At 69.6% G+C, this 25,646-nt stretch carries 16 protein-coding genes and 1 pseudogene; 9 read left to right on the top strand and 8 right to left on the bottom strand.

Features of this window, described 5'->3' with window-relative positions:
- Positions 1–7: 7 nt before the first annotated feature.
- The 3 genes from AB0D31_RS14350 to AB0D31_RS14340 are packed head-to-tail and all read right to left on the bottom strand — an operon-like array spanning position 8 to position 4,397.
- Positions 8–1,291, bottom strand: coding sequence for a TniB family NTP-binding protein (locus AB0D31_RS14350; protein WP_362721773.1), 1,284 nt, complete (start codon positions 1,289–1,291; stop codon positions 8–10).
- The gene (locus tag AB0D31_RS14345) at positions 1,288–3,558 is read right to left on the bottom strand and encodes a transposase (protein WP_362721770.1); all 2,271 of its coding nucleotides are present in this window, start codon (positions 3,556–3,558) and stop codon (positions 1,288–1,290) included. The genes AB0D31_RS14350 and AB0D31_RS14345 overlap by 4 nt, the downstream gene beginning before the upstream one ends.
- 17 nt (positions 3,559–3,575) lie before the next feature.
- The gene (locus AB0D31_RS14340) at positions 3,576–4,397 is read right to left on the bottom strand and encodes a TnsA-like heteromeric transposase endonuclease subunit (protein WP_362721767.1); all 822 of its coding nucleotides are present in this window, start codon (positions 4,395–4,397) and stop codon (positions 3,576–3,578) included.
- Positions 4,398–5,007: 610 nt separating this feature from the next.
- On the opposite strand from AB0D31_RS14340, the gene AB0D31_RS14335 reads away from it, so the two are divergent.
- From AB0D31_RS14335 to AB0D31_RS14300, 8 genes and pseudogenes are all read left to right on the top strand, one after another.
- On the top strand, positions 5,008–8,055 hold the full coding sequence (locus AB0D31_RS14335; RefSeq protein WP_362721764.1) for a DEAD/DEAH box helicase family protein: 3,048 nt from the start codon (positions 5,008–5,010) through the stop codon (positions 8,053–8,055).
- Positions 8,055–9,401, top strand: coding sequence for a hypothetical protein (locus tag AB0D31_RS14330; protein ID WP_362721761.1), 1,347 nt, complete (start codon positions 8,055–8,057; stop codon positions 9,399–9,401). Before AB0D31_RS14335 ends, AB0D31_RS14330 begins: the two co-directional genes overlap by 1 nt.
- Entirely contained in the window at positions 9,398–10,891 is a 1,494-nt protein-coding gene (locus AB0D31_RS14325; RefSeq protein ID WP_362721758.1) for a class I SAM-dependent DNA methyltransferase, read from the top strand. The genes AB0D31_RS14330 and AB0D31_RS14325 overlap by 4 nt, the downstream gene beginning before the upstream one ends.
- A gap of 34 nt (positions 10,892–10,925) precedes the next feature.
- The gene (locus tag AB0D31_RS14320; RefSeq protein ID WP_362721756.1) at positions 10,926–12,566 is read left to right on the top strand and encodes an AAA family ATPase; all 1,641 of its coding nucleotides are present in this window, start codon (positions 10,926–10,928) and stop codon (positions 12,564–12,566) included.
- A 20-nt stretch (positions 12,567–12,586) separates the two neighbouring features.
- Positions 12,587–13,696 (top strand): HNH endonuclease, encoded by a 1,110-nt coding sequence (locus AB0D31_RS14315; protein ID WP_362721753.1) that lies wholly within the window; start codon positions 12,587–12,589, stop codon positions 13,694–13,696.
- Between the two features lie 217 nt (positions 13,697–13,913).
- Positions 13,914–14,324: a hypothetical protein gene (locus AB0D31_RS14310; protein WP_362721750.1), complete on the top strand. Its 411-nt coding sequence runs from the start codon at positions 13,914–13,916 to the stop codon at positions 14,322–14,324.
- Entirely contained in the window at positions 14,321–14,884 is a 564-nt protein-coding gene (locus AB0D31_RS14305) for a hypothetical protein (protein ID WP_362721748.1), read from the top strand. Before AB0D31_RS14310 ends, AB0D31_RS14305 begins: the two co-directional genes overlap by 4 nt.
- 381 nt (positions 14,885–15,265) lie before the next feature.
- Positions 15,266–15,729, top strand: a pseudogene (locus AB0D31_RS14300) (NAD(P)H-dependent oxidoreductase); the annotation flags it as partial.
- 75 nt (positions 15,730–15,804) lie between these two features.
- Here the strand turns inward: AB0D31_RS14300 and AB0D31_RS14295 are convergent.
- Complete coding sequence (locus AB0D31_RS14295) at positions 15,805–19,395, bottom strand: hypothetical protein (protein ID WP_362721745.1); 3,591 nt, start codon at positions 19,393–19,395, stop codon at positions 15,805–15,807.
- Positions 19,396–19,716: 321 nt separating this feature from the next.
- A complete protein-coding gene (locus tag AB0D31_RS14290) occupies positions 19,717–20,163 on the bottom strand; it encodes a hypothetical protein (RefSeq protein ID WP_362721743.1) in 447 nt (148 codons plus the stop codon).
- Between the two features lie 163 nt (positions 20,164–20,326).
- Here AB0D31_RS14290 and AB0D31_RS14285 point away from each other — a divergent pair, with 163 nt between their 5' ends.
- Positions 20,327–20,590, top strand: coding sequence for a helix-turn-helix transcriptional regulator (locus AB0D31_RS14285; protein ID WP_362721741.1), 264 nt, complete (start codon positions 20,327–20,329; stop codon positions 20,588–20,590).
- A gap of 242 nt (positions 20,591–20,832) precedes the next feature.
- On the opposite strand, the gene AB0D31_RS14280 is transcribed toward AB0D31_RS14285, so the two are convergent.
- From AB0D31_RS14280 to AB0D31_RS14270, 3 genes are all read right to left on the bottom strand, one after another.
- Complete coding sequence (locus AB0D31_RS14280; protein WP_362721738.1) at positions 20,833–23,502, bottom strand: hypothetical protein; 2,670 nt, start codon at positions 23,500–23,502, stop codon at positions 20,833–20,835.
- A gap of 5 nt (positions 23,503–23,507) precedes the next feature.
- Positions 23,508–23,843, bottom strand: a complete 336-nt coding sequence (locus AB0D31_RS14275; protein WP_362721735.1) for a trypco2 family protein — start codon at positions 23,841–23,843, stop codon at positions 23,508–23,510.
- A 199-nt stretch (positions 23,844–24,042) separates the two neighbouring features.
- The gene (locus AB0D31_RS14270; protein WP_362721733.1) at positions 24,043–25,473 is read right to left on the bottom strand and encodes a hypothetical protein; all 1,431 of its coding nucleotides are present in this window, start codon (positions 25,471–25,473) and stop codon (positions 24,043–24,045) included.
- Positions 25,474–25,646 lie beyond the last annotated feature (173 nt).

Here is a 25,646-nt window from a genome sequence, read left to right as displayed (position 1 = left end):
CCGTCCCTCAGGTGCCCGCGCGCTCAGCCGGGCCATGGTCATCGAAAACGGTGTTCCGTGGTCGTTTCGCCCGTGTGGTCTTCTTGCCGGCGGTCGGTGCGTCGGCCGGGATCACAGGCTCATCTGGCGCCTGCTCGGGCCCGTCCCGCCGGAGCACGATCTCGTCCAGCAAGCTCTGGTCGATCAGTTCTTTCCCAGACTCCATGGCCTCCTGTGCACCATCCTCGAGCAGGCGCCCCAAAAGGCCGACAACGCCGCCGGTACGACGCATCAAGTATTCCGGCATAGTGCCGCCGGTGAGCATGCCCTCCTGCGCGTTCAGCAGCCGCAGGTGCTGCTCGATCCCCTCCAAGTGGTTGACGAAGGCCTGGATTTGCTTCGGGGTGATGTAGCGGAAGCGGTCGAGTTCGATGAGCTCGAAGCGGTGCTCTGTCTGGGTGATCTCCAGGCCGTGGATGCGGGTCGACTCCAGTGGTGGCATCTCCCACTGCTGGGTCTCCTTGTTCCACTTGGCCTCGCGCAGCAGTCCGATGCCGGGGATGTTCACGCCGGTCAGGATCAGGGTGACGTCCAGGCTCATGAAGGCCCGCATCAGGTCGAGGACGTCTTGGTCGTCGGCCCGGTGCATCCGTAGTCTGCTGATGTCGTCCAGGATCAGCGCTTTGACGCCGTGGTCGTGGAGTGAGTCGGCGACCTGCCGTACCAGTTCCGGCAGTGTGGCCGACCTGCGGGTCGGGGCTCGGAAGAACCCCAGGATCGACGCGCACAGGCTCTTGGGAGTCGCTGTCACCGGGGTCGAGACATAGACGACCGGCGCGTGGAGGTCACGTGTACCCGGCAGCGCCCCGGGGTTGAGGCAGTTGTGCAGGCGCAGCCACTGGTCTTCGAAGACAACCCCGGCTGAGCGGACGGAGGCGGTTTTGCCGTAGTTGCCCCAGCCGCTGATCATGACGCCGGCGCGTGTCGGGTCGTCCTTCTTCCTCGTGTTGCCGCTCAACCGGCGCCGGATCAGCTTGCCGACCTTGTCGTGCATCGGGGTGTCCTGCAGCGGGAGGTTCGCGTTCGTCAGCTCTCGGTAGAGGTCATAGTCGTACTGGCGACTCTCGGGGAGCATCGACCACTGTTGCGGCGAGATCGTTGCAGCGGGGACAAGCAGACTGCAGTGGGTGCGGTAGTGCTGCCAGCCGACGTAGGTGTCGAGGGGCGGGCGGCTGCCCAGGATCAACTCGGCGATCCTGGCCCGTGCAGGCAGGCCCTTCGGCGGATCATCGTGAGAGAGAGCTCGGGTCACGTGGCGTCCTCCCGGACAGTCGTATCGGCTTCCGAGCTTTCGGGGGGCGGAAGCCGGAACATGGGGCGCCGGTTCAGAGCCTCGTGCAGCGTTGCCGGGGCAACGGGCCGGGTGCCCGCGAGGGCTTCTTCACGACGCCGGCGGCGGTCGGCGTCGACCGCACGGTCGATTGTTCGGGCGTGTTCGGCCCAGACCGCGGGCATCTCAGCTGGAGCTGGCTCGTCCGCAGGGCGCGGTGTGGTGGGGCGGTCGGCTGCCGCAGCCTGTGCGCGGGCGATCTCGCGGGCGTGGGCGATGCGCTGCTTCTTCCCGGCCTTCTTCTTGGCCTGGCTGGGCCATTGGTCGACGGGGGTGACCGAGCCGAGGATCTCCAGCAGATGTTCCAGGAGCTCGCTCTCGGAGTGGATTTTGATGTTGTTCGCCTTCACGTGTGTCAGGAGAGCGTCGGCGGTCTTGTCTGAGAAGGCGGGAACTTCGCCCTCGGGCGGCAGTCCCCGCCAGCGCAGGGTGTGCCACGTCTCGTGGTCGGCCGGGTCCTGGAAGAACACCTGCCGGCGGTCCCTTCGGTCACTGCGGACCACCCAAGTGCCCGCGTGTTTGCCGCCTCGGGCGGAGGGCTGCAGGAAGCGTGGCTCGTCGAGGACCGGGTGGTGATACCAAAGCCCGAGGATCTTCACCCCGCGTCGCGGATGGATCTTCACGTGGTGCTTGCGCAGAACCTTGTAGTAGAAGCTCGGTTCCGGGAAGTCCAGGTCGAAGCCGCCCTGTTCCATCGCCGCGGCGAACAGGGTGTTGGGGCTGTCGTCCTCACCCGGCGCCCAACTCGGGGCGTATTCACCTAGCTTGCGGTTCTGCCAGACCCGGACGATCCAGGTCGCGATGATGTGCTCGGCCTGCGTGAGCGTGAGGCTCGCATCGCGTTCCGGGTCGGCCCCGCGATCCGCGACGTCCCCGCCGGTGAAGCCCAGCAGGTGCTCGAAGAGCATGGTCTGGAGGGTGAGGAACTGCCGCTCGACCGCGAATTTATCGGTCTGCCGCAGGACGCGGGCGGGCAGGATCCGGCAGCCGATCTCCTGCTCGGCCTCCACCAGGTCGTGGTTCTTGTAGGGACCGCCGTGGTCAGTGGTGACCGTCTCCGGGGCGAAGAACGGCAAAGCAGCGACCTTGTGCCCGGTGAATTCCGCGATCACGTCGGCCGGGACCCCGGCATAGGGCCATTCCATGTCCTCGCCCCAGCCGTCCCGCATCGGAAGCGGCACCATCACGTCCCGCAGCAGCATCGCGACGTCGACCGAGGTGTCGGACTGCAGCGTGAGCCGGAAGGCCGGCAGCCCATGCGTGTACAGGTCGAGTGCGAGCGTCAGTGTCGCGGTGACCGCGTCGCCGAACACGGTCTCGCGCAGCTTCACCGGCATCGGAGTCGAGTCCAGCACCAGAACCTGGCCCGGCCGGTGGACCACCATCCGGCCGGAGACCCCGGCCTCCGCGGCGGCCTCGGCCGTCCGCGCATAACGCGCGCGGGCTCCGCCGGGCCCGAACCACTCTTGCCAGACGTGCGCGAGCGTCCAGCGGGAAGGGACCTTCTCGGTCGGGAACGCCGGGAACCGCTCATGGATGTACTGGTGCATCAACCGGTGCTTTGCGGCCCAGCTCAGGTTGGCGCGTTCGCGGCACTCGGCCTTGACGGCGAAGATCGCCTCACGGACCTCCTCGGTGATGCTGCGGTGCCCACTGAGCCGCCGTGTCCAGCGCCCGTCTGCGCAGGCCAGCATGAGGCTTTCGCCTGACAGACCCGATAGCCGCTCCAGGGTCCGGTAGCTGAGGTGCTGCAGACCGCACCGGACAGCCTCCGGACGGGGTATCGCCTTCGTCTCCGCCGCCTTCGCATGGCGACGCTGGGTCAGCGTCGTGCGGTCCGGATCGTACGCAGGCCGGGGCTCACCCGGCAGAGCCCGAGCCGGGTGGCCCTCCCGGAACCCCGTCTCAGCTTCCAGCACATGCGCAACCCGCAGCCGGGTCCGCTCCAACTGGTCCCCGGTCAGATCAGCCAATGTTCTTGGCTGCCGGGAGGCCGGCGCAGGCCGCCTCGATGCGTCGGCCTGCGGCAGGAGCCGCAGATCGGCATGGTTGATGAGCCAGCGAAACGAGCGGGTCTCCGCGCGGCCGTCGCCATCCATGAGGCTGAGCCGCCCAAGGTGGCCCTGTACGTCCTCGATCGTCCACTCGACGCCGTTGAGCTTGACCCGCCTGCCCGGCGCGATCTGCAAGAGTCCCCTCGCTGCCATCACACCCCCCAGACCAGTGAGCTGTCGCGCAACGGACTGCCCAGGTCAACGCCGAGTTCGCGTTGCCAGAGCAGCCGGACGATGTTCGCCCGGCCAACGGCAGGCACGCTGGTCGCATCCGCCAGCTCGGAGAACGTCATCACCCGTCCCGCCCGGTCGCCGATAGCGGTGAGCAACTGGTCCCGCATGCCCAGCAGGTCCCTCGTCGGCCGTCGACGCGAGGACAGGTGATCAAGGACACTCCACACATGCGGGCGCCAGCCCGCAACCACCGAGTAGCGCCAGCCGCAAGCCGCCGCCACCTCCCTGGCAGCCGCGAACTTCAGCGCGTCTTCATCAGCGATCAGGTCCATCGGGCGGACGTCCAGCAGCCACATGCCACCGCTGATCACGGCCAGGTAGTCTGGAATATGCCAGGACTTCCCGTCCCTATGCTCGAAGTCCACTCGGAACGGCTGCGACAACACCTCCGATGCCCGCAGGAAGTCCAGCGCGACCAGCAGCCGCAGCTCCTCCAGAGACTCGAAGCCGTGCGTCCAGCCCGTCGCCGCCATCACCTCAAGCCCGGGACGATGCCGCTGCTTCGCCCGCCACGTGAACCCCCGCATCGGCCGGGACGACAGCACGGGCACGTGAGCCATATCCAGGATCGGCCAGCAGACTTCGCCAGCACTCACCCGCCATGTCGCACTCCATCGACGAGGCCAGTCGCCCTCGAGCCGTAGCCGATTCCGCAGTTCGGTATCCCCGTCGTACGCCATGACCAACTGGTCAAGGTGGCTTGATTCCGACGGAATCTTTGCCTTCGCTGCGTCGCCCACTTACCCACGGCAGCACCTTCTGCCCGGCAACGGGGGCCATTGTTCGAAATTGATCGCAACACGGCGTGGCCAGACCAGGGTCCGCCATCTGACGTGGGCGTGTCAGTGACTCCGTGTAAGCCCTGGTGCTGACGTTGCTTGGGCTTAGTGCGGTGTTACTGGTTGTCGATGACGCGGTCGCCGTAGAAGCCGGCGAGGACGTTGATGGCTTCCTCGGCGCGAGCCGGCCGTCCGCGAGTTCATCCACCGCACCCGCACAGAACTCGGCGTCGCCGCCTGAAGCACCACCACCGCGATCGTGCGGCGCACTGTGTTCGCCGAGCCGGTCGCCGCGGGCGGCCAGAGCAGAGCCCGGCGGCCCGGGACGGCCGGGGGCCCGCTTTGCACGCATCAGGGCCCCTGCGCCCTCCTCTCCCGTCGCCCGGCATGAGGTCGCCGGCCGGCGCGTGGCTCCTCAGGCCACATCGAGCGGGCGCCACCATCGAAGCCGATACACAGCCCGCCCGTATCAGGGCAAAACGGCAGTGTTGTGTGCAGGGGCCGGACGGTAGGGTGAAAGCCGTTCTGCAGCGGATTCCGCGGTGCCGCAGTGCAGGTAGGGAGGGTCGGCGTGGTTCAGGAGTCGAGCGTGCTCGAAAGCCGGTTCACGGACCTGGCCGGCGCGTCAGCCAATTTCGGATTCCTCCTTCCCTACGAGCCGCTTCTTGTTCTTCACGGCGCGTCGTGTGAGGCGCGCGCATCTACCGCGCCTGCCGATGCGGCGGCGGCGGCAGGCCAGTTCGGCGAGGTTCTCGCCGCCGAGCTCGCCTATCGGGCCGGGGTGCGGCTGCCCGTGGGCGATCAGCCGGTCCGTCTGGCGGTCCTGGCCCGTGCCGGGATGCTCCCCGCGCCGGTCCTGGACGCGTTCAACGACCTTCACGGCTTTGACGGTGGTACACGTGAGGGTCAGGAGGCGGCGCACCTGGTCGAGCGCTGCTTCACCCTGGCCGCCTGGTTCTTCCGTGCCCTGACCGGCGACGCGGAGCCGATGGCTTTCGTCCCCGCCCAAGCGACCGATCTGAGCGTTCTGGAGCAGCGGGTCGCTGTGCTGGAAGGGGACCTGCCCCGTCTGCGCCGCGCATTCGACCTGCGCGTTGCGCCGGCGTCCCTGCCGGCCGCCGACCGTGAGCAGCTGATCGTCAGCGCGCGCGATGCCGCCTACGAGCCGCTGAGGGAAGCCGACATCGCCTCGGAAGTGCAGCGCAGGCTCGCCAAGGCGGGATGGGACGTCCTGGGCGCCGGTGAGGACGACGAGCTCAACCGCTCCCTCGGCTGCGTCCTGGTGGAACCCCGCCTGGCCGGCGGACAGCGCGCCGACATGCTCCTGACGGTCGGCGGACAGCTGGTCGGAATCATCGAGTGCAAGCGGGACGGCACGGATCTCACCGACGCCATGGAACAGGCCGGCGTACTGGCGAAGGCCGCCACGGGCTCCTCGCTGTGGCCCGTGTGGCGCTCGCCGCTGCCGTACCGGTATGTGAGCGATGGCCGGCGTCTGCTGTTCTGCGACGCCAATGACCCCGAACCTCGGCCTCGCTTCGTGAGCGGCTTCCACCAGCCCAGCACTCTGGCCCGCTGGCAGCGCGAGGCGCAGGCGGACAGGGCGGCGCCGACCTACCGGGCGCGACAGGCCGCCTACCTGCCCAGGGAGGGCGAGGGATTCGGTCAGCTCCGTGCGCCCCAGCGTCGGGCGGTCCGGGCGGTTGAACAGACCCTTGAGGCCGGTCAGCGACGTGCACTGGTGCAGATGGCCACCGGCACGGGGCAGAACTTCACCGAGGTGTTCACCGCCTACCGCCAGCTCAGGCACGCGCGCGCGGCCCGCATCCTCTTCGTAACCGACCGAAGAGTGATAGCGGATCAACTAACCTCTCAGCTGCGCCAGTTCAGTATGCCGGACGGAGGCCGCAGTCTCGCCGACGTGTACCGGGTCCAAGAGCTGACCGCAGCCGGTCTAGCGCCGTCGACTTCCGTGGTCGTGGCCACGGTGCAGAGACTGTCGGCGATGCTCGCGGGCACGCCGGCCCCCGAGGACGGATCCGACCGCGTGTCGGCGTATGAGACCGCTGAGCGGCAGGCAGATGCGGACGCGGCGGCCCTGGAGGTGACCTACTGCGAGGCGCTGCCGCCCGATTCATTCGATCTTGTCATCGTCGACGACTGCCACCGCGCGCTCTACGGACAGCGGCGTGCCCTCCTTGAGTACTTCGACGCACCCCTAGTCGGCTTCAGCGCGACGCCGACCGCTACCGTTCTCGGCTTCTTCAACAGCAACCTGGTCGACTCCTACACCTACGAACAGGCCGTCGCCGATGGCGTCGCCGTGGACTGCTCCGTCTACGAGATTCAGGTCTCCGACTCCCGGCAGCCGGCGTTCGCCGCGCCCGTCGACGCTGTCGGTGTGGCGGCCAAGGGCTCGCGCCGCGCCCGCTACGAGGAGCTGGACGAGGAGCTGGCCCCCACCGGACCGAGCGGCCCCGCACGCGTTGTCGCCGCCGACCACCTGGCCACGGTGCTGACGGCGTTCCGTGACGCGCTGCCGACCATGTTCCCCGACAGGACGCAGCAGGGCGGCCTGCTCGGCGTGGTCCCCAAGACCGTGGTGTTCGCGCAGGACGGACCGCATGCGGATGAGGTCGTTGAGCGCATCCGCGACGTGTTCGGCGCCGGGGACGTCTTCTGCCGGCGGATCACGCACCGCGATGCTCATGCGGTGCACCTGCTGCGGGAGTTCCGCACGACACCGCAGTTCCGGATCGCGGTCGTGACGGATCTGATCTCCGGGTTCAGTGACATGCGGGCGATCGAGTGCCTGCTGATCCTGCGCGAGGTGCGCTCCGCCGCCTACTACGAGCAGCTGCTGGCCATGGGAACGCAGACCATCGCGTCCGCGGAGCTACGTGCCGTCACCCCGGGGGCGGTTGCCAAGACGCAGCTTGTGGTCGTCGACGCAGTGGGCGCTTCACGTCACCTCCAGCCGCTGGTGAATTTGACCGATACATCCGGGCAGTCGGGGCGGGCCGCTCTGGAGCGTCTGCTGAACCGCACCGTGGACGGCCTGGTGACGCCGCAAGAGACGGCCGAACTCGCCATCAGGCTCGCCCGGCTCACCCCCACGCTCAGTGACGCCGACGGCGCTGAGATCCGGAAACTGGCGGGCCAACCTCTGCAGGAACTGGTGACCCGCCTCCTCGACTCAGTCGACGCGGATCACCTGGCACCGCTGCGCCGGGCGGGAGGCAAGAGAGCCGTCGAGGACGAGCGGCGCGCGGCCCTCTACCCGCTCGCCGAGAACCCCGAACTCCAAGAGGCGCTGCTCGACCTGTACGACCGGCCGGCCCCTTTGCGGGTGACGGCGTCCGGCAGGCGCGGCCGCACAGCGGAGACGGTGCGCCGGCGGCTCGCCGCGTTCACACAGCGGACCGGGCCCTTCACCGAGGCCCAGCTGTGGTGGATCGAAAACATCGCGGACGCGACAGCTGCCGAGGGCCGCTTCGACCCGGTGTATCTGGACGGCGTTCCCTTCTCGGCGCGCGGTGGCACGGACGGTTTCCTCGACGCCTTCGGGCCCGACGCCGCGATCGACCTCCTGGACGAACTGCGCAGGGAACTGGCGTGATGAATGACCTGCCTGCCGACTGGAAGACCGTCCGGCTGGCCGACGTGCTGAGCGAACCCTTGGTCAATGGCCGGTCCCCGCGCCTGGGCGAGGACGGCGTGCCCGTACTGCGCCTGACGGCGCTTCGGACAGCGACCGTGGACTTCACTCAGACCAAGAGCAGCGACCGCAGCGACCACCTCGCGCTACTGGCGGCCGAACACGGGGACCTGTTGGTCGGCCGGGTCAACGGCTCACTCTCCCTGGTCGGCGAGGGCGCCCTGGTCAACGAGCCCCCGACCTCCACGGCCATACCCGACACCATGATCCGAGTACGGGTACGACGCGATGCGGTCGAGCCGCACTACCTCGCACACCTGTGGAAATCGCCGGTCATGCGGCGCCAGATCGAGGCACGCGCCCGCCAGGGCGGCGCAGCGATCTGGCGGATCAACCAGCGGGATCTGGAAGAGGTCATGCTCCCGCTGCCATCAGTGGTGGAACAGCGCCGGATCGTCGGCCTGTTGGAGGACCACCTCGCCCGCATCGACGCCACCACGATCCGTACCGGCAACGTCCTCGACCAGGCCGACGTCCTGAGCCGCACCATGACCGCGCGGGCCGCACTCGGCGCTCTGTCCGCCACCGCGGGCGCCCCCGCCGGCCTGCCCCGGGTCGCCGGCGTCAGTGACGGGACACTGCCCCACCTGCCCGCGCACTGGCGATGGACCCGCCTGGACGACGTTACCGAGGTCACCCGCGGCATCACCGCGCCCGGCAAGCAGCAGTGGAATCCCGCCGATGTGGACGTCTCCTGCCTGCGGGTCGCCAACGTGCAGCGCGGCCGCCTCGACCTGGACGACGTACGCACCATCCGGCTGCCCCCATCACGGGCACAGGCAGCTCGGCTGCGGGCGGGTGATGTGCTGCTGACCGGCGGCGGATCGAGCGACAGCCTGGGCCGCGGCTGGATTTGGGAGGAGCAGGTGCCCCACTGCGCGCACAACAGCCACGTCTTCCGTGTCCGGATCAACGCCCGTCAGCTGCACCCCGTCCTGCTGGCCTGGCACGCCAACGGCTTCGGCCGCCAGTGGTGCAAACGCAACGCCACCCAGAGTGTGGGGCTGGCGTCCATCAGCCTGGGAAAGATCCGGCTCATGCCGGTCCCCGTCGCGCCCGCAGACGAGCAGCACCACCTGGTCACACTGATCCAGGCGCACACCACAGCCCTGACCGCGGCATCCGCGGCCGCCGAACGCGCGCTCGTTGTCGCCGGACGGCTGCGGCGCAACCTGCTGGAACGCGCCTTCACCGGTCACCTGTCCCATCCGCTCTCCCCGTCCGGGCAACAGGAGTTTGCACTGTGAACCCCACCGTCTCCTATCGCCCCAGACATGACCAGGCCCTGGTGGAACGGCTGTGGAACTTCGCCAACGTGCTGCGCGACGGCGGCACCTCGGGCTTGGAGTACATCGAGCAGCTCTCCAGCCTGATCGTCCTCAAGCGCGCCTACGAACAACACCAACGCCCCCTCAACTGGCAGCACGTACTCGGCTTCGACGCCTGGCCACGGCTCACCTCGGCCAAGCGCGACCACCTGATCACGGTGTACGAGCAGATCCTGGACGAGCTCGCCTCCCGGCCCGGAACGCTCGGGCTCCTCTTCCGCAGGGCACAAAACCGCATTCCCGATCCGGCGCTCCTCCACCGCTTGATCGTCGATGTGGTAGACCGCTACCAGTGGTCCGCAGGTGACACCGGTGTGGTCATCGAGGAGCTGCTGGCCCGCATGAGCACGGACACGAAGACTGGCGCCGGCCAGTACTTCACCCCCCGGCCGCTGATCGAGGCGATCGTCGAGTGCGTCCAGCCCGGCATCGACGACACCGTCACCGACCCGGCCTGCGGCACCGGCGGCTTCCTGATCAAAGCCTTCGACTACCTGGTCGACCACTTTCCCTCAGGTGTCACCGCGGCCCAGCGCCAACGGCTCAACGAGGGTGCCTTCTTCGGCACCGAGCTCGTCGACGCCACTGCCCGGCTGGCCACGACGAACCTCGTCCTGCACGGCGTCACCCGCGTCGACGAGGCCCACCCGTGCATCACCGTCGGGGACGCGCTGGCCCGCCCGCCGGTCAGGCGCGCGACGCTGGTGCTCACCAACCCCCCGTTCGGCCGCCGCTCCACCAGCGAGGAGCCCTACCGGGAGGACTTCTGGACCGCCACCACCAGCCGGCAGCTCAACTTCCTGCAGCATGTCCACAGCCTGCTGGAGACCGACGGCCGGGCGGCCGTTGTGGTGCCCGACAGCGTGCTGTTCGAAGGCGGGGCCGGTGAGCTGATCCGACGGCGGCTGCTGGCCGCGTGCGACGTGCACACCCTGCTCCGGCTTCCCACCGGCATCTTCTACGCCGGCGGCGTCAAGGCCAGCGTCCTGTTCCTCGACAAGCCCGACCCGCACCCGGACGGCAGCCCGTCGACGAAACGGCTGTGGGTGTACGACCTGCGCTCCCCACACAAGGCCAAGTCCACGGCGCTTCCCGGCGTCGACTACGCCGGCTTCGTGTCCGCCTACCGGCCCGGACGGCCCCGCAGCGAACGAGCCGAGACACCCCTCTTCCGGTCCTTCACCGTCCAGGACCTGCTCGCCCGAAGCGGCGTCAACCTGGACCTTCAGGTCACCGAACCATCGGCCGAACCCTTCACGCTGGAAGAACCCGAGGCAGACCTGCACCGCATGGCGCAGGAGATCACATCTGAACTGAGCGCCGCCCTGGCCGAGTTCGCGGCCCTGACCGAGGCGCTGCGCCCCTACGGCGTGCACGCGGACGGCCCGGATCGTGAGGCGAAGCGGTGAATGCGACCAGGGGCACAACGACCGGGGGGATGACGTGCGGCTACTGCGACTGAGCCTTCCCTCCTACCGGGGCCTGCACAACTTCGAGCTGGATCTGACAGGCGCCCTGGACGGCGGCCACGCCATCGCCACCCTGATCGGCCCCAACGGCGGCGGCAAGTCCCGGGCCCTGCACGCGCTCGCCGAGATCTTCGGCGCCCTGCACCGGCCAGGGCACCGCGCGACGTTCGCCTTCGACCTCCTCTACGAGATGCACGGCACGACCGTCCAGGCCATACAGACCTCACCCGAAGCCTCCACCGAACTGACCGTGACCACCCCCCGGGGCTGGCCGAGACGCCTGGCCCGCGCGGAGTGGGCGCAGCATCTGCCCGATCATGTTTTCGGCTACCAGGCACACGCCCAGGCCCCCTGGACCAGCGAATTCGACCAGCACCGCCGCGCCGCCGCACGCCGCATCAGCCAATGGCGCCGGCAGTGGATGAACGACTTCGACCAGTGGCGCGAACGCCACTCACCGGACGAGGGAGAGCTGTGGAGTGAGCAGCTGACCCTGCCCATCAGCTGCTCCCTGTATACGCCGGTGTTCCTGTGTACGCCCGCGCATCTGCCGCTGTTGCTGCTCGCGCAGACCACCCACTGGTCGGACTCGTTCGGCACCTACCTGCGTCGCCACTCCTACCTCCAGCGGGTGACCTCCGCGGTCCTGCGGATCCGCGCGCCGCGCGCCGCACGCGCCCCGCACCTGGCCGCCCTGCCGTACTGGGGGTTGGGTGGGCCCGCCCGCACCCTGTTCGCGGCCGCCGCCGAGTCGGGGCGGTTCGGTCTCATCCCTGACGCCGACCCCATCGACGGCGCCGGAAGCCCCGCCGACGGGTTCCAGATTGTCCTGGGCACCGCCGAGGATGTCCGCGCCTTCCGAAACCTCTTCGACAGTGACCTGTCGATGTTCGGCCTGCTGGCCACCCTGCTGGATGCCGGCTACCTCGCCGTCGACGTCCGCCTGGACAAGCCCGGCGCGCTCACCCTCGGCCTGAACGACCTGAGCTCGGGCGAGCAGCAACTCCTCACCATCTTGGGTCTGCTGCGACTGCAGCGGGCGCACGAGTCGCTGTTCCTCCTGGACGAACCCGACTCCCACTTCCACCCCGAGTGGAGCCGGCGCTGGTACTCCTCCGTGCGCAGCGTGCTGGGACCGCATCAGGACTCGCAGTTCCTCACCGCCACCCACGAACCGCTGCTGGTGGCCAACATGACCCGCGAGCAGATCCGCGTCGTCACCACCGACGAGGAGGGCCAGACCACCGCGGTGATACCCCGGGCCAACCCGCGCGGACAAGGCGCCGGCGGCCTGCTGACCACCGACTTGTTCGGCCTGCCCACACAACTCGACGAACATACCCAGGAACTGATCGACCGCCAGTACGCACTGCTCCCCGAGGCCGGCAGTGACCCGGTCAAACAGGCTGCACTGCGCGAGGTCACCGCCGAGCTGGAGACCATGGACTTTCCCAGCTCCGACCGCAATCCGCTCGTGGCGGCCTTCCTCGCCGAGCTCCACCGCAGACGCCTCGCGCTCCTCGAGTCCACCCGGGGCCCCAACCCGCCCTCGCCCGAACAACTGCAGGCCCTGGTCGCCGAGCTGTTCCACGAGCGCTTCTCGTCGGTTATCTGACGCCGATGAGACACGTGGACATGAAAGGGATCACCGCCCCGCCGGCCTGGACCACCAAGACCCAGCTCACCCTGGACGCGGTCAGGGCCGCGATGGCCGCCAACATCAAGCGTGTCTTCACCACGCACTGGACCGAGGACGCCGTACGCAACCCGCTCCTCGACCTCGTCGGCGAAAAGTGCTGGTTCTGCGAGACCCTCATCGTGCGCGCGGACATCACCGTCGACCACTTCCGGCCGAAGTCCGAGGTACTCGAGGCGCCCGACCATCCGGGCTACTGGTGGCTGGCCTACGACGTGACGAACTACCGCATCGCCTGCAAGCACTGCAACAGCGGCGGAGCCCGGTACAACGGTGTGCGGGAAGGCCGCGCCAAGGGAAGCCAGTTCCCGCTCCTGGCCGGCACACGCGCCCGCACCTCACTCGACGATGTGGAAGACGAACAGCCGCTGCTCCTGGACCCGGCCGACAAGGACGACCCCGGCCTGCTCGGCTTCGACGCCGGCGGCTACGCCCGGCGTAGCAACACCCCCTACTCGCAAGCCGAAGCAGACATCGGGCTGTGCCGCGCCGACGAAACCATACGGATCCTGGCGCTCAACGACTCCCGGCTCGTCCCGCTCCGCAGCCGCCTCATCCGGGACGTCAGCGTGCTCGCCCGCTACGGGGACGCACCCGGCATCCAGCAGTTGATCGACGAAAGGGTGGAGCCCCAAGCGCAATGGAGCTCGGCAGCCGCCATGGCCCTGGCTCTGCGGCACGCCTGTGACCAGCCCACCGCCGTGCCCGCCCCGCCCGCAACAACGCCCGGCCCTGCACCGGGCATCGGCCCGGCACGCTCAAAAGTGGACCTGCGAGACCTACTGCACCATCTGGACCCGGACGACCTCAAGGCCGGCATCACCCTCACCGGCCGGCGCGGCAAGAAGGAACACCACGCGGTCCTGACCGACGAGGGCCAGATCAAAGTCCTGGGCCGCCCCTGGAATACCCCGAACACCGCAGCCAGGGCCGCGACCGGCAGCAACAAGATCGACGGCTGGGATTTCTGGCGGCTGACCATCGCCGGCGTGGAGCAGACCCTCGCCGAATTCCGCGCCCGGCACGTCCCGCCCATCGCGCCCATGTGAGACACGGGTACCGGCGGCGAGCACGAAGACGTGCCCCATGGCCGCTGCACGATCCCGACCACTCCCAGCGGCGGCCGTCGGTCGCCATCGCGCTGTCGGCGCGTGGACAGGCGCGAACCGGCCACCTGTCCATCGCCTCACTGAAGTCCCAGGCCGCTGCACGGAGTTGATGCTTCACTGGCAGCTGAATGCGTAGATATCAGCGGGAGGGGGCACCGTGGATCCAACACTCATCACCTTGGCCAGTGCCGGTGGTGCGGCTCTGGTCTCGGCCATGGCGGCCGATGGATGGAGCGCGTTCCGTACGGGCGTCGTCGCCCTGTGGCGTCGCTTCCAACCGGAGACCACGGATGCTCTCGAGCGGGATCTCGACGCGACCCGCCAGACGCTGCTCGCCGTCCCGGAAGGCGAGAGGCAGCAGGTCCGCGATGCCCTGCAGTCGGTGTGGCAGGGGCGGATGCTGACGCTCTTCCTGGATGACCGCACCGCAGCCGCCGAGTTCGAGGAACTGCTGGCGCGGCTGGCGCCGGCCGATACGTCCCATCCGCACATCAGCTTCCGTGCCGAAGTCCACGACAACGGGCGCGTCTACCAGGCAGGCGGCAATCAGTTCATCCACGAACAATGACCGACCCGCATGACAACGATGCGTCCTGGCAGATGAACGCGAGCGCCGAGGACGAAGGACGCGTCTACCAGGCGGGCGGCGACCAGCACATCACCGAGTACCACTATCACGGCGCAGAGCCCGTACTGGACGACGACGAGGATGACGACGAAGACGAGGACGAAGACGAGGACGACGAAGGGGGCTGGTACTACGAGCCGGCGGACGTCTACTTCCTCAACGGGCTGGGCGATCTCCTCGCCCTCGTCCTGCTTCCCTTGGCCCCGATCATCCCGCTCGCGATCTCCGGGGCCAGTGTGCGGGCCACCTGGACCGCCGACCCCGGCCCGTCCCTGTGGTGGTCCACCCTCTACACGCTCGGGACCGTGGCTCTGGCAGCGTTGGTGTTCAGGATCCTTCGCATGGTGCTGCCTCACCGGGCGGACGTCTACTCCTGGTGGTACCTGCCCCTCGGCGTCGCCGTGTTCGCCTACTACGTCGTACGGGCCCCGGAGAAGGTCGCCTTCGAGGTGATCGCCGACCTGGGCCAACAGATGGCGCAGGTCATCGGCCCGTTGTGACCGCCTCGCGTCGAGAGGTGAACGGCGGCGAGGGCGCCGTACGCGGGGGCAGCGCACCGTCGCCGCGACGGTCATTGAGACGGCCCTGGTGGACGGCGGAGCCGAACGGTGAAGATGCAGGTCGCAGACCAGTGCGCAAGGCGCTTTTGTGGTCAGGTCTGGCGCTAGGAGGTCGCGGCGCCGGTCCAGTTGCTCCAGGCGTCTCCTGCGGGTTTGAGGTGGACGCGGATCTCGACCTTGGCGTTGACGACGAAGCAGACGCGGGTGGTGCTGCCGATTTCGATAGGGCCCGTGGTGGTGGTGCGGCGGGGGACGAGGGTGCGTCCGTTGCCGATCTTGACTCAGTGGCCTCCGGAGACGACGCGGAAGAAGGCTTCGTAGTCGATGGAGTCTGCCGTCGACACCAACCCGGCCTGCGCTGCGAACCAGGCCGTGACCCGGGACGTCCCCGAGGCGCGCGCCGAGGACGTCGAGTGGGCCGATGTGGTGGTCTTCGGGACCCCTACGCGGTTCGGGAACGTCTCGGCCCAGCTGAAGCAGTTCATCGACACGCTCGGCGGGCTGTGGAGCGAGGGCAAGCTCGCGGACAAGGTCTACAGCGGCTTCACCTCGTCCACCACCCCGCACGCGGGCCAGGAACCCCCCTCATCTCGCTGTACACGATCAACCACCACTTCGGCGGACAAGTGTTCAGCTCCGGCTTCACCGACCCGCTGAAGTTCACCGGCGGCAACCCGTACGGCACCTCGCACGTCGACGGCCAGGGCGCGACCCCGGTGGACGCCACCACCCGCTACCAGGCGCAGCGTGCACTGAGGATCGCCGGGCGCCTCAAGGCGGCCTGACCCCGGTGCGGTCGGTGCCTCCTGTCTACTCCCCATCCGGTTTGGTGTGGTCGCGTCCGGTGAACGGCCTGTGTGTCAGCGTTTGCGCCGCTTGCGGCCCTGCTGGCGGGAGGTCTGCTTGCGGGGCCGCACAGCGTCCCACTCGACGAACGCGGCTGTCAGCATCCCGGAGGTGGCCGCCGTGTGGAAGTGCTCCGCGAAGGCCTGCGGGGAAGCGAACGCCAGGCGCCGCTCGGGTGGCTCCTCCAGGGTGAATCCGAATCCGTAGACCACCAGGACCCGTTTGCTGGCGGCGGCCGCATCGTTCCACCGGGGCGGCAGGCTGGTCAGGGCGCGGGCCCAGACGGTGCCCTCTGGGTCACGCAGTTCCATGCGGTTGCCGCGCTGGCACAACCGCCATCCGGGAAGGAAGGGGACGGACGGGGCCTCGGGGATCATCCGACGAAAGCCTGCGCTGCTGATCCGGTGGACTTGGTACTCCATGGCGGGCGCCCCGACCGCGGCCATGGCGGTGAGCATGTGACGCGGCTCCATCAGCACGATGGGGGTCCTTGGAGGGCGCGCCCCGTCGGCGACGGTGCGCGGATCGCGGATGACGCCGATCGCCTGGAGGGGGGCCTGCCCGCTGAGGGCGCAGTGCACATCGGCCACCGCCGCTTCGACGATCTGGCGGAGGTACGCGCGCTGTTCGGGGAGGATGCGCTTTTCGTCGAAGAGTGCCTCGCCGGCTGCGCGGGCATGGTCGTGGATCTGCTTGCTGGTCATGGCCGTGACCCGTTTCAGCAGCGCCATCATGAGACGTTCCCAGGGCGCGGTCGGATTGATGCCGTCGGCGTCGAAGGACTTGTCGCGCAGCTCGACGGTCAGGGCGATGAAGGCGTCGGCGTCGTGGTGGGCGGCGGCGTCGATCGCCTTGAGGAGGGTGAACCGGGCCCGCTCGTGTTCGCGCAGTGCGGCTTCGAGATGCTCGATGCCGCACTCGGTCAGCACGCGGCGCAGCAGCGCCGCGGCGTGGTCGTCGGTGGATTCGATCCATGCCAGGGCGCAGGCGAGCCCGATGTTGTGGACGAAGTCCTGGACAGAGGAGCGGTACAGCGAGCGGGGCCCGGTGTAGGGGAGGAAGGACTCAAACTCCGCTTCGGCCTCTGCCCAGCGGCGCTGGTAGACGAGCGCTTCGATGAGGTGGCGCTGGATCTCGGCGGCGTGGAAGGAACGGGCGTGGGTGTGGTGGGGAGGGGGGAGCTGGTCGCGGGCGGCGTGTTCGACACCCTGCAGATCGCCGTCGCCGAACAGGCGGGCGATCCGCTCGGCTCCGAGCCGCTCGCTGACCGCCGAGGTCTGGGGCAGCTGGTCGGACAGTCGGGTGAAGGCGTCCAGCACGGGCTGTAGGTGAGGGTTGTCGGGGCGGGAGTCGGCAAGGTTGTGCAGGAGGATGCGGGCCTGCGTCGCCAACAGTGCGGCCGCGTTCTCGCCATCCTGCTCCCCGGGCAGCTGCTCGACGTATTCCACGAGCGGCGACAGCAGGCTCACCACCTGCTCCACCGGATCGGAGATGCTGTGGTGCGCGTACATCTGGGCCAGCGAGATGCGGGTCTGCGCGATCAGGAGCTTGTTGGGGTCGGCCAGTTCCTGAAGCCAGTCCAGTTCCAGATGCAGCAGCCGCGTCGCCTGGGCCATCTGCCCCTGGATGTAATCGAATCCGGCGAGGTTGCCGATCAGGAGCGCGGTGTCGTTGTCTTTGACCTGCATGTCCTGGATGTGGCCGGCCAGGGCCGCCGCGTGCGGGGCGATCTCCCAGGCCCGGTCGGCGTCGTCGAAGTCGAGGGCCGCGCCGAGCCAGCGCGCGGTGTGGAAGGCGCTGCGGGAGAGCGCCGTCTCCACCTGGGCGCCGTGGGCAAGGTGCTGGCGCAGCAGATGCTGCAGGACGGTGTTCATCGACACGGTGTCGTCGCTGCCGGCGAACTCGGAATGGCGGGAGGCGAGCGGCTCGTCGTAGCGGACGAAGGACACCTGGATCAGCGACCGGATCATCTCCCTGACCGGGACAGTGGCCTCGTCCACGACGACGGCTTCCTTGCCCGCGGGGACGAGGTCGGGCGGGATGAACGCGCAGGCCATCGCTAGGTGCACGGGAATGCGCTGGGCGGCGAAGTTGCACAGGGACCCGAGGAGTTCCCGCACCGGGAGGGAGAACTCGCTGTCGTCGGCGGTGTTGCGGGCCAGTCGCTCCAGGCTCAGCTCGACGGTGGCTGCCAGGGTCCGCGGATAGCCCGACGGCTTGGATCTCTTGTCGGCCAGGGCCCGATCGAGCAGGAGGGTACGGAAGGTGCCCAGTCGTTCGACGGGGATCTGGCAGGTGCGCATGTATCCGCAGGCCAGCTCGATGGCCAGGGGCCACCCCTCCAGCGTTTCGGCCAGAGCGTCCAGGTCTTCCCGGTGAACGGCCGCGGTGTCGGCGTTCAACCGGAGGCGACGGGTGAGGAGTTCGACTGCCTGGGCATGGTCCATCGGTGACAGGTCGACGCGGGGCAGGGTGTGCCAGCTGGCGCTGTCGATGGACGTGAACAGCACATCGCCACGCCCCAGCCGCGGGATCCACGCATCGACCCCGTCGGGGGTGGCGTCGTCGAAGACGAGCAGCCAGCGTCCGGGCAGCGCCGCGAGCAGCTCGTGGACCTGTTCGCGCAGGTACGGGGTGCTCGCGCCGACGGGGGTGTCGTGCGCCTGCCCGTTCAGGTGCCCCCAGATGCGCCGAAAGGAGCCGGCCAGGGACTCTTCCGTGGCGGCCTCGGCCCACAGGACGAGGTCGTAGGCGTCGGCGTGTGCGGCCACATACGCGGCAGCCGTGCTCGATTTCCCGATCCCCGACAGACCGGACAGGACACAGGAGTTGACCGAACGGTCGCGCGGATCGGACGGGGCCAGGGCTTCGGTGATGTCGGCGAGAAGGTCAGGACGGGGTACGTCGGGTACGGGCGCGAGCGGGCCGAATACGCAGCCCCAGTCCTGGCGCCCCAGCGCGCGCACCAGCACGTCGTCCTCGACGAGCGCGGCGTCGGTGAAGTCGGCGATGCTCCAGTACGCCTGGCGGGCGTCGGCCGCGCGGCGCATAATCTCGGCGAGAAGATGCCCTGTGATCAGGCCCGCGGAGCGGCTGCCGAGGCCGACGCGATGGCGGGCCCGCCGCTCGCGCAGCCGCTCATGCAGGTCTTGGCGGATGCCCTCCACGTCCCGGGCGTCGCACACCACCCGCGCGCGGGCAAGACGCTCCAGGTCCGGCCCGGTCAACGCCTCGAGACGGGCCGCTGCGGAGGGAGCCCGCTGCAACACCTGCGCCAGCTGCGACTTGAGCTGATCGGTGTCAGCGGGCGGCGCATCGAGGATCTTGGCCAGTGTCCGGCAGTTACGGTCGGGCAGCGCAGCCGTGATCAGCTCGTACCGCTCGGCCTCGACCTTGCATACCAGCTCGGCCAGAATCGTGAAGGCATTCGGGGCGCTGACCTGGCGTCCCGGCGAAGCGCTCTTGACCTGCGCGGCGAGCAGGCAGTCACCGTCCTGGTCGACGAGATCGAAATCGACCACGTCGATCGCGGAGACCGCCGTGGTGTCCGCGGGGCCCTCGATGCGGCAGCCGTGGACCCGCACCTGATCGGACGCGGTCAGCATCGCCTCGAGCGTGCGCAGGTACTGGTACTGAAACCCGCGGGCAGCTACCCGGCCGCCATCCATCCGCACCATCGAACCCCCAGTCCGCCCAACACCATCCAGATCTAGCGAGGTTAGCGAGCGCCACTGACAGTCGCCCGTACGGTTTGCGACACACCATCGGCGATGTCCCCCGTCGCGGCGCGGAAGAGCTGCCTGCGGCCTGTCGCACCGATCATCGGCATCACAGCGGCGCGAGCGGTGTCCGAAGGCAACACCGCGGCCGCCAGGAGACTCCGGCCCGGCGCTCGCTGTTCGCCCGCCGCCATGAGGCGGCGGCGGTCACAGTGACTCGACCCACTCGCCGGGCTCTTCCAACCCGTGCGGAGCCACCGGCGCCGACGGGCTCGGAGTGGTCGGTCCGCACGGCGGAAGGGGTTCGGGGACGGTCGCCGCCTGGGGGATCGCGGTCGCGCAGGCGGCGCAGGCGTCGGCAAGGTGCCAGGTCCGGCCATGGTCCGCGCGGATCAGCACCAGCCCCAAGGGGCCGTTGCACTGGCCCTGGCGCCGGTGCCAGACGCAGGACCGCTCGCGGCACTGACACGTCCGCAGATGGGGCTCCAGACCGGATTCCCGCACATGGCGCGCCAGATGCCGTCGCAGCTGCTCCCCTCGCGGGACGCCCGACGTGGGGTCCGGGCCGGGGCAGGCGCTGCACACCAGCACGGGCCGCCCGGCTGGACAGCTGATGGTGACCGTCCAGGCGCGCGCAGGCAGGGCGGTGGTCATCGGATCCCTCCTAGCGGTCATCAGATCGTCCCCGGCGCTCGACCTGGGCGACGCGCCGAGAGGGTAGTGCAGACCTCTGCCCTCGCGGGATGTCGCCGTACCGGCACAAATAGGGCAGAGGTCTGCACTGTCAGGGCAGGGGTCTGCACCGTCCGATGGTCGAGTGACGATCTTCCCGCCGCCGGACCCCGACCCGACGGCACTCCGGCAGGCCCTCGCCCGGCTCCGCGCCGAGCGGGGCTGGAGCTATGACGAGCTCGCCGCCCGCAGCGGCCTGTCGCGCCGCACCCTCATCGAGGTCGAGCAGGGCCGCACCATCGGATCGCTGGGCACCTGGCACGCCCTGGCCCACGCCTTCGGCATTCCACTGGGCGTACTCCTGGACCCCTTGTGTACGGGCCACGAGCGTCCGGGACTGGAGGGCTGACCCAGGCGCCAAGCCTCACCCGAAGGGGACGCGACGTTCGGGCACCTGTGCCGCATTCGAGTGCCTGATCCTTTCCTGTCGCCGCCCACAGGCGAGGAACAGGCGCAGGCCGGGGCAAAGGCGGGCCTTACTTCCGACCTTGCCCGGTGCCGGCATTCTGTGCCCGCCCCGGGTGGCTTGGGAGGTTCCGCGCCCGGCCGCCTCGTACGCCGGGGCCGCGGTCGGGTAGGCCGAGAGGCCGGCTACCAGGGGACGTTGCGGAGCGAGGGCGCCTCGCCGTGCGCGGGCGTGCGGGGTTGGAGCCGGCCGAACCAGATGCGCCAGGTGAAGGGCAGGCACGCGATTCCCGGGACGCAGAACGCGAGCCACACCAGCCACGCCGGAGGGAAGTGACCGGGCAGCGGCCAGGCGTCGTGGAACAGGGCACCCATGCACACGTCCATGATCACGACGAGTGGCGGGCCGATCCAGGTCGCCCCGGCTGTCCAGTCCAGCCGGCCGCTGCCCCAGTACGCGGCGAAGATCATGCTGAAGCCGACATGCGCAGGGATGTAGAGCCAGCCGGCCCATCCGTCGCCCAAGCCGTTGGAGTAGGCGACACCGACCGTGGAGGCGGTGATGGCCAGCAGGTAGAGCATGCTGACCGTGGTGAACAGCAGCCGGACCTGCCACTTCACGACCGGTTTGACCATGATGTAGTCGAGGCGGTCCAGCGACCTGCCGCCGCCCGACGGCTCGGCGTCCCCCATGACCGTGCTGGTGTTGGTGTTGTCGAGGAGTGTGGTGGGGCTGGTCCCGGCGGCCACGCAGTCCTGAGCACGCCGCACCAGGTCGGCCGCCCGCTCATAGACGGCGGTGTCCGCGCCGGGCTGGGCTGCGCGGACGCTGACCGCGTGCCGGGTTCCGTCCAGCCAGTGGGCTGCATCATCGGTGTCCAGTTCGGCGGCGGCCCGGACGGCCAGCGGCAGCAGCTCGTCGGGGGCGGTGGCCACCGCGCGGTGGGCGCCCTCGGCGAGCGCCGGGTCCTCGGTGCTGACACGCGCGACGACGTGGAGGGTCTGGGCGCGCTGCTCGGGCTTGAGGGTTTCGTGCTGAAGGAACTGCTCGACGAATTCGTGCCCGCTGTCGGTCTCGACCTCGGTGAGCAGGGCTGCGGCCAGCGGCTCGCCGACCGCGCCCCAGTGGGCGCCGTCGGTGCTGGGGTAGGCGGCGGTGAGGATGTCATCCAGCGCGGCGAGGACTCGCCGGTCGGGTGCGGCCGAGGGGCCGTAGCCGCTGTGATGGGCGTCGTACCCGGCGCGGATGACGGCCTGCCCGTCGCGGGCGGTGGCCGCCCCGGCGAGGAACTGGGCGGTGATCAGGCTGCGGATCAGTTTGGTGTCCACCGCACCCTGCGGGAGGCGGGCCTCGGAGATCTTGCGGACGTAGTTCTCCTCGTGCGCCAGGAGCACGTCCAGGGGGTGGTCGCGGTCGGCGAAGGTGGGGTTGGCGTGGACCAGGACGTCGGCGAGTGCAGCGATGTGGTGGTAGATGACCGGATGCGGGCCCGAGTTCGCGAGGCGGGCGCCGTACTCGTTGGGCGCATCCGAGAGCGTGCACTCGCGCCAGCTCTCGTCCGCCTGCCCGGCGAGGCGGAGCTGTTCGATCCGGTGCGCGAAGTCCGCCTTCGCACTCTCGTAGATGTCCGCACTGGACCGGCCGTCATAGGCATCGTCGGGGGAGACGGCGAAAGTGTGGGTGACGGGGCCGGCGTGCAGGGCGCGCAGTTCGCGCTGTTTGGACGGCCACCAGCTGTCCCGGCGGCGGGCCAGGAGCAGGATGCGCACCGTGTGGCCGTCGTGCCGCGGGGTCAGGGCCGCGAGCAGGTCGGCGAGTTGACCATCCCGGCTCTCGGCCAGGTCCACGATCACCAGCAGCGGATAGCGGGAGGATCCGAGTAGGCGGTAGCCGGTGGAGGGCGGCCGGTCGGTGAGGAAGCCGCCGCTCCACGGACGCCGGTCAGCGTCCTCGGGCAGTGGGGTGGCCAGGCGCTGTAACACCTCGGCGAGCAGCCGGGTTTTCCCGGTGCCGCCCAGCCCGGTCAGCGCGGCGACGTCCACCCGGTGTGCCGTGCGGCACCAGGCGGCGATCTCGTCGATCAAGTGGGACATGCCGGTGAGGGCGACGGTACGGGTATGCGGGTCGAGCAAGTAGGAGGAGGACAGCACCGGCTCGGGCGGGCCGTGCAGCAGCGGCCGAAGGTCGGCGGCCTGAAGCCGGGGCAGCATGCCGGTGTGCTCGGCCACCGCGTTGGAGAAGCCGTCGGCGGACAGCAGCTGGGAGGCCGGCAGGGCCATCAGGCTGCGATCCCACTGCTTGTCGACCGTACGCACCTGCCCGATCAGCAGCCCCTGGCAGGTGACCCCGGCCCCGGACAGCCCCTGCCAGTTCTCGTAGAAGCGGGGCAGCGCCCCCGACACCTCGAGCCCGTACAGCATCGAGCGTGATCCGGTGTGCGGTGCGATCGTTCCGTCGACCGTTTTCAGGTCGTCGACGAAACGCTCCGGATCCGCGCCTGCTTTGCGGCGCATGGCCTTGGGGAAGCCCGACATGGTGCAGTGCGGGCGGTGGCCCGGATCGCTGCACACCAGCTCGCCGAACCGCATCGTCGTCATCCCCGCGCCGACCAGGTCGCGGTCCGCCTCCAGCAGCGCCGCATCCAGGCGAGGATCGCTCCACACCACGTGGGCCTCTGTGAACTCGGTGTGGACCAGGTCGCGCACCGCCACCTGGCGGGGTGTGGGCTGAGCGACGTGCAGAGCGGTCAGGACCAGGCCGGGGGCGATGAGGTAGCCGGTGCCGTAGGACTCCTCGCCGCTTGCGGTGCCCTGTACTTCGACGGTGCGCCGTTCCGATCCCCCGATCATCGGCATGGCGTCTAGTCCAGGCCCAGTCCGGCCAGGGACCCGCCGCGGCCGCCCGCCGTGTCCCCGATCTCCAGGTCGTTCCCGTCCGCGTCGGGGGCGACGCTGAGGGTGACCGTCATGCGGTGGGTGGCTGTCTGCGACCGTTCCCCTTTCGCGTCCGCGGAGACGACGAACGCCTTCACGCCGCCGCCCGCCGACGCGGTGTGCCGCAGCTCGATTCCCAGGTCGAGGACGACGTCCTTGACGGTGAACCGGATCGGCGAGCCCGCCCCGTTGCGCTGGGCCGCGACCAGCCCGTCACGCACCGCCTTGATCGCATCCGACAGCTCGGTCGGCCCCAACTCCATAGATCCCCCTGATCGTTGACGCGCTGCGCCAGTGTGCCCCCGAAGGAGGTGGTGCGAAAGTGCGCCGCCAGCCGAATACCGCCCGCCGCCGACACGATCCCGCCCAGCCCCCGCCGGGTCCGCGCTCCTTTGGCCGCGGCGGGCGGCAGGAGCGCGGACCGGGCCACGATACGCCGGGCTGGCGCGGCAACGCACCGACTCACCGCCGAGCGGGCACCCCGGCCGGACTCCGCATGGCCGTGCGGTCGAGTTCCTTGAAGATCTGCTCGCGCAGCCGGGTGCGTGAGCCGGGGATCTGCAGGCGCCCGTAGCGCGTCTCGAACCGGGCCAGGTGCGTGCGGATACGCTGGTAGAGGTCGGGGTGGCGGCGTACGAGCTCGTCGTAGGCCTGATCGCCGGCTCTCTTGAGCAGGGCATGGCTGGGATCGGCGCGCTCGGCCAACGACAGGCCGTCGTTGAGCGCGGTGATCAGGCGTACGGCCTCGGCGCGGCGCTGCAACAGCGCCGCGAACAGCCGCCGTCGTGCGTGGAGTTGCTCCAGCTGCGCGGCAGTGCGAGCAGTGGGCGAGCGGGTCAGGTCGGTCAGGTTCTTGGTGTGAGGGTTGCCCGCGCTGGGGGCAACCGCGCGCAGAACGTTGTTGAGCTGAACGCGCCAGCGGTTGAGCACCAGCGGATGGCACAGCAGGTCATCGCGTTCGTCCTGACCGTCGGCATCGGCGAGCAGCCGCTTCGCGAACGCCGGCTCGTCGAGTGCGAGAACGACGCGGACGGCGTCGTTGAGCGGGGCGATGAGCCACCCGTTGTCGATGCAGCGGGTGACCTTGTCCTGGATGGAGCGGATCGGCGCGGCCGCCGCGGCGGGCACCCCTGCCGCGGTCGCGATCTCAAGGACCAGGGCGTCCCTCTCCGTACTGAGGTAGCGGCCCAGCCAGGCACGTGCCACGCGCCGGGAGTCATCGGTGGCGGCAGGGAAAGGCAGCACCCCCGCAGCGGTGAGCTCCTCGACGCGCTGGGCTTTCAGGCGCCGCTCCGCCTCCCGCAGCCGCTGCCAGACCGCATCCTGCTGAGCCTTCAAAGACTCGGCGCTCTCATCGTGCCGGCCGGACAGGACCCGCATCTCGCGTCTGATCTGCCGGTCGTACAGCGCGTAGGTGAGGGCGTCGATGCTCTGCTCGATGCGGTCCGGGCCGTACAGCAGCTCGTCGAGACCGGTGCGGCGCAGCCCGCAAGCCTGCGCGGTCACTACTGCCGCCAGGTCCAGGAAGCTGACGTTGATCAGGTCTGACAGTTCCGGCAAGGGCAGCCGCCACGGCTGCGGATGCGGCACCCGCACGGCGCGCGGGCCCGCCCCGTCAAGGCCCAGGCCGCTGCGCCGCTGCGCGGCCCGGTGGTGGGGTTCGGGCAGGTCGAGGGCGAAGCGGGCGTTGAGGTAGCGCAGGGTGCGGCCGCGGTGCAGCGCCGTGGTCGGACGGTCTCGCAGCGTGCGGCAGGGGGAATGGCGCGGGGCGTCGCAGGTCGGGCACGCGATCGTCGCGATGTCCGACGAGGTCACGTTCCACAGGGCCCGGCGCACCGGCCCCGAGGGCCACCTCTGCCCGTCGAAAGCTGCGTCACTGAGTCGGGAAGGCATGCGCCGCAAACTGCCAGCCGCCCCGCCGCCGCCCACGCGAACGCATCTGGCACGTCCCACACACGGGTCACGCGCCGGGTACGGATGTTCTCTTCCGGGCTGTGTGTTCGGAGGCTGGGTGTGCCACGAAGCGGTGCGGCCTCGATGGCGTCATGGCGCCGGGGCCGCGGGCC

The organism is Streptomyces sp. NPDC048361 (assembly GCF_040651795.1).
Classification (GTDB): Bacteria; Actinomycetota; Actinomycetes; order Streptomycetales; family Streptomycetaceae; genus Streptomyces.
This window is presented reverse-complemented; position numbering and strand designations above follow the sequence as displayed.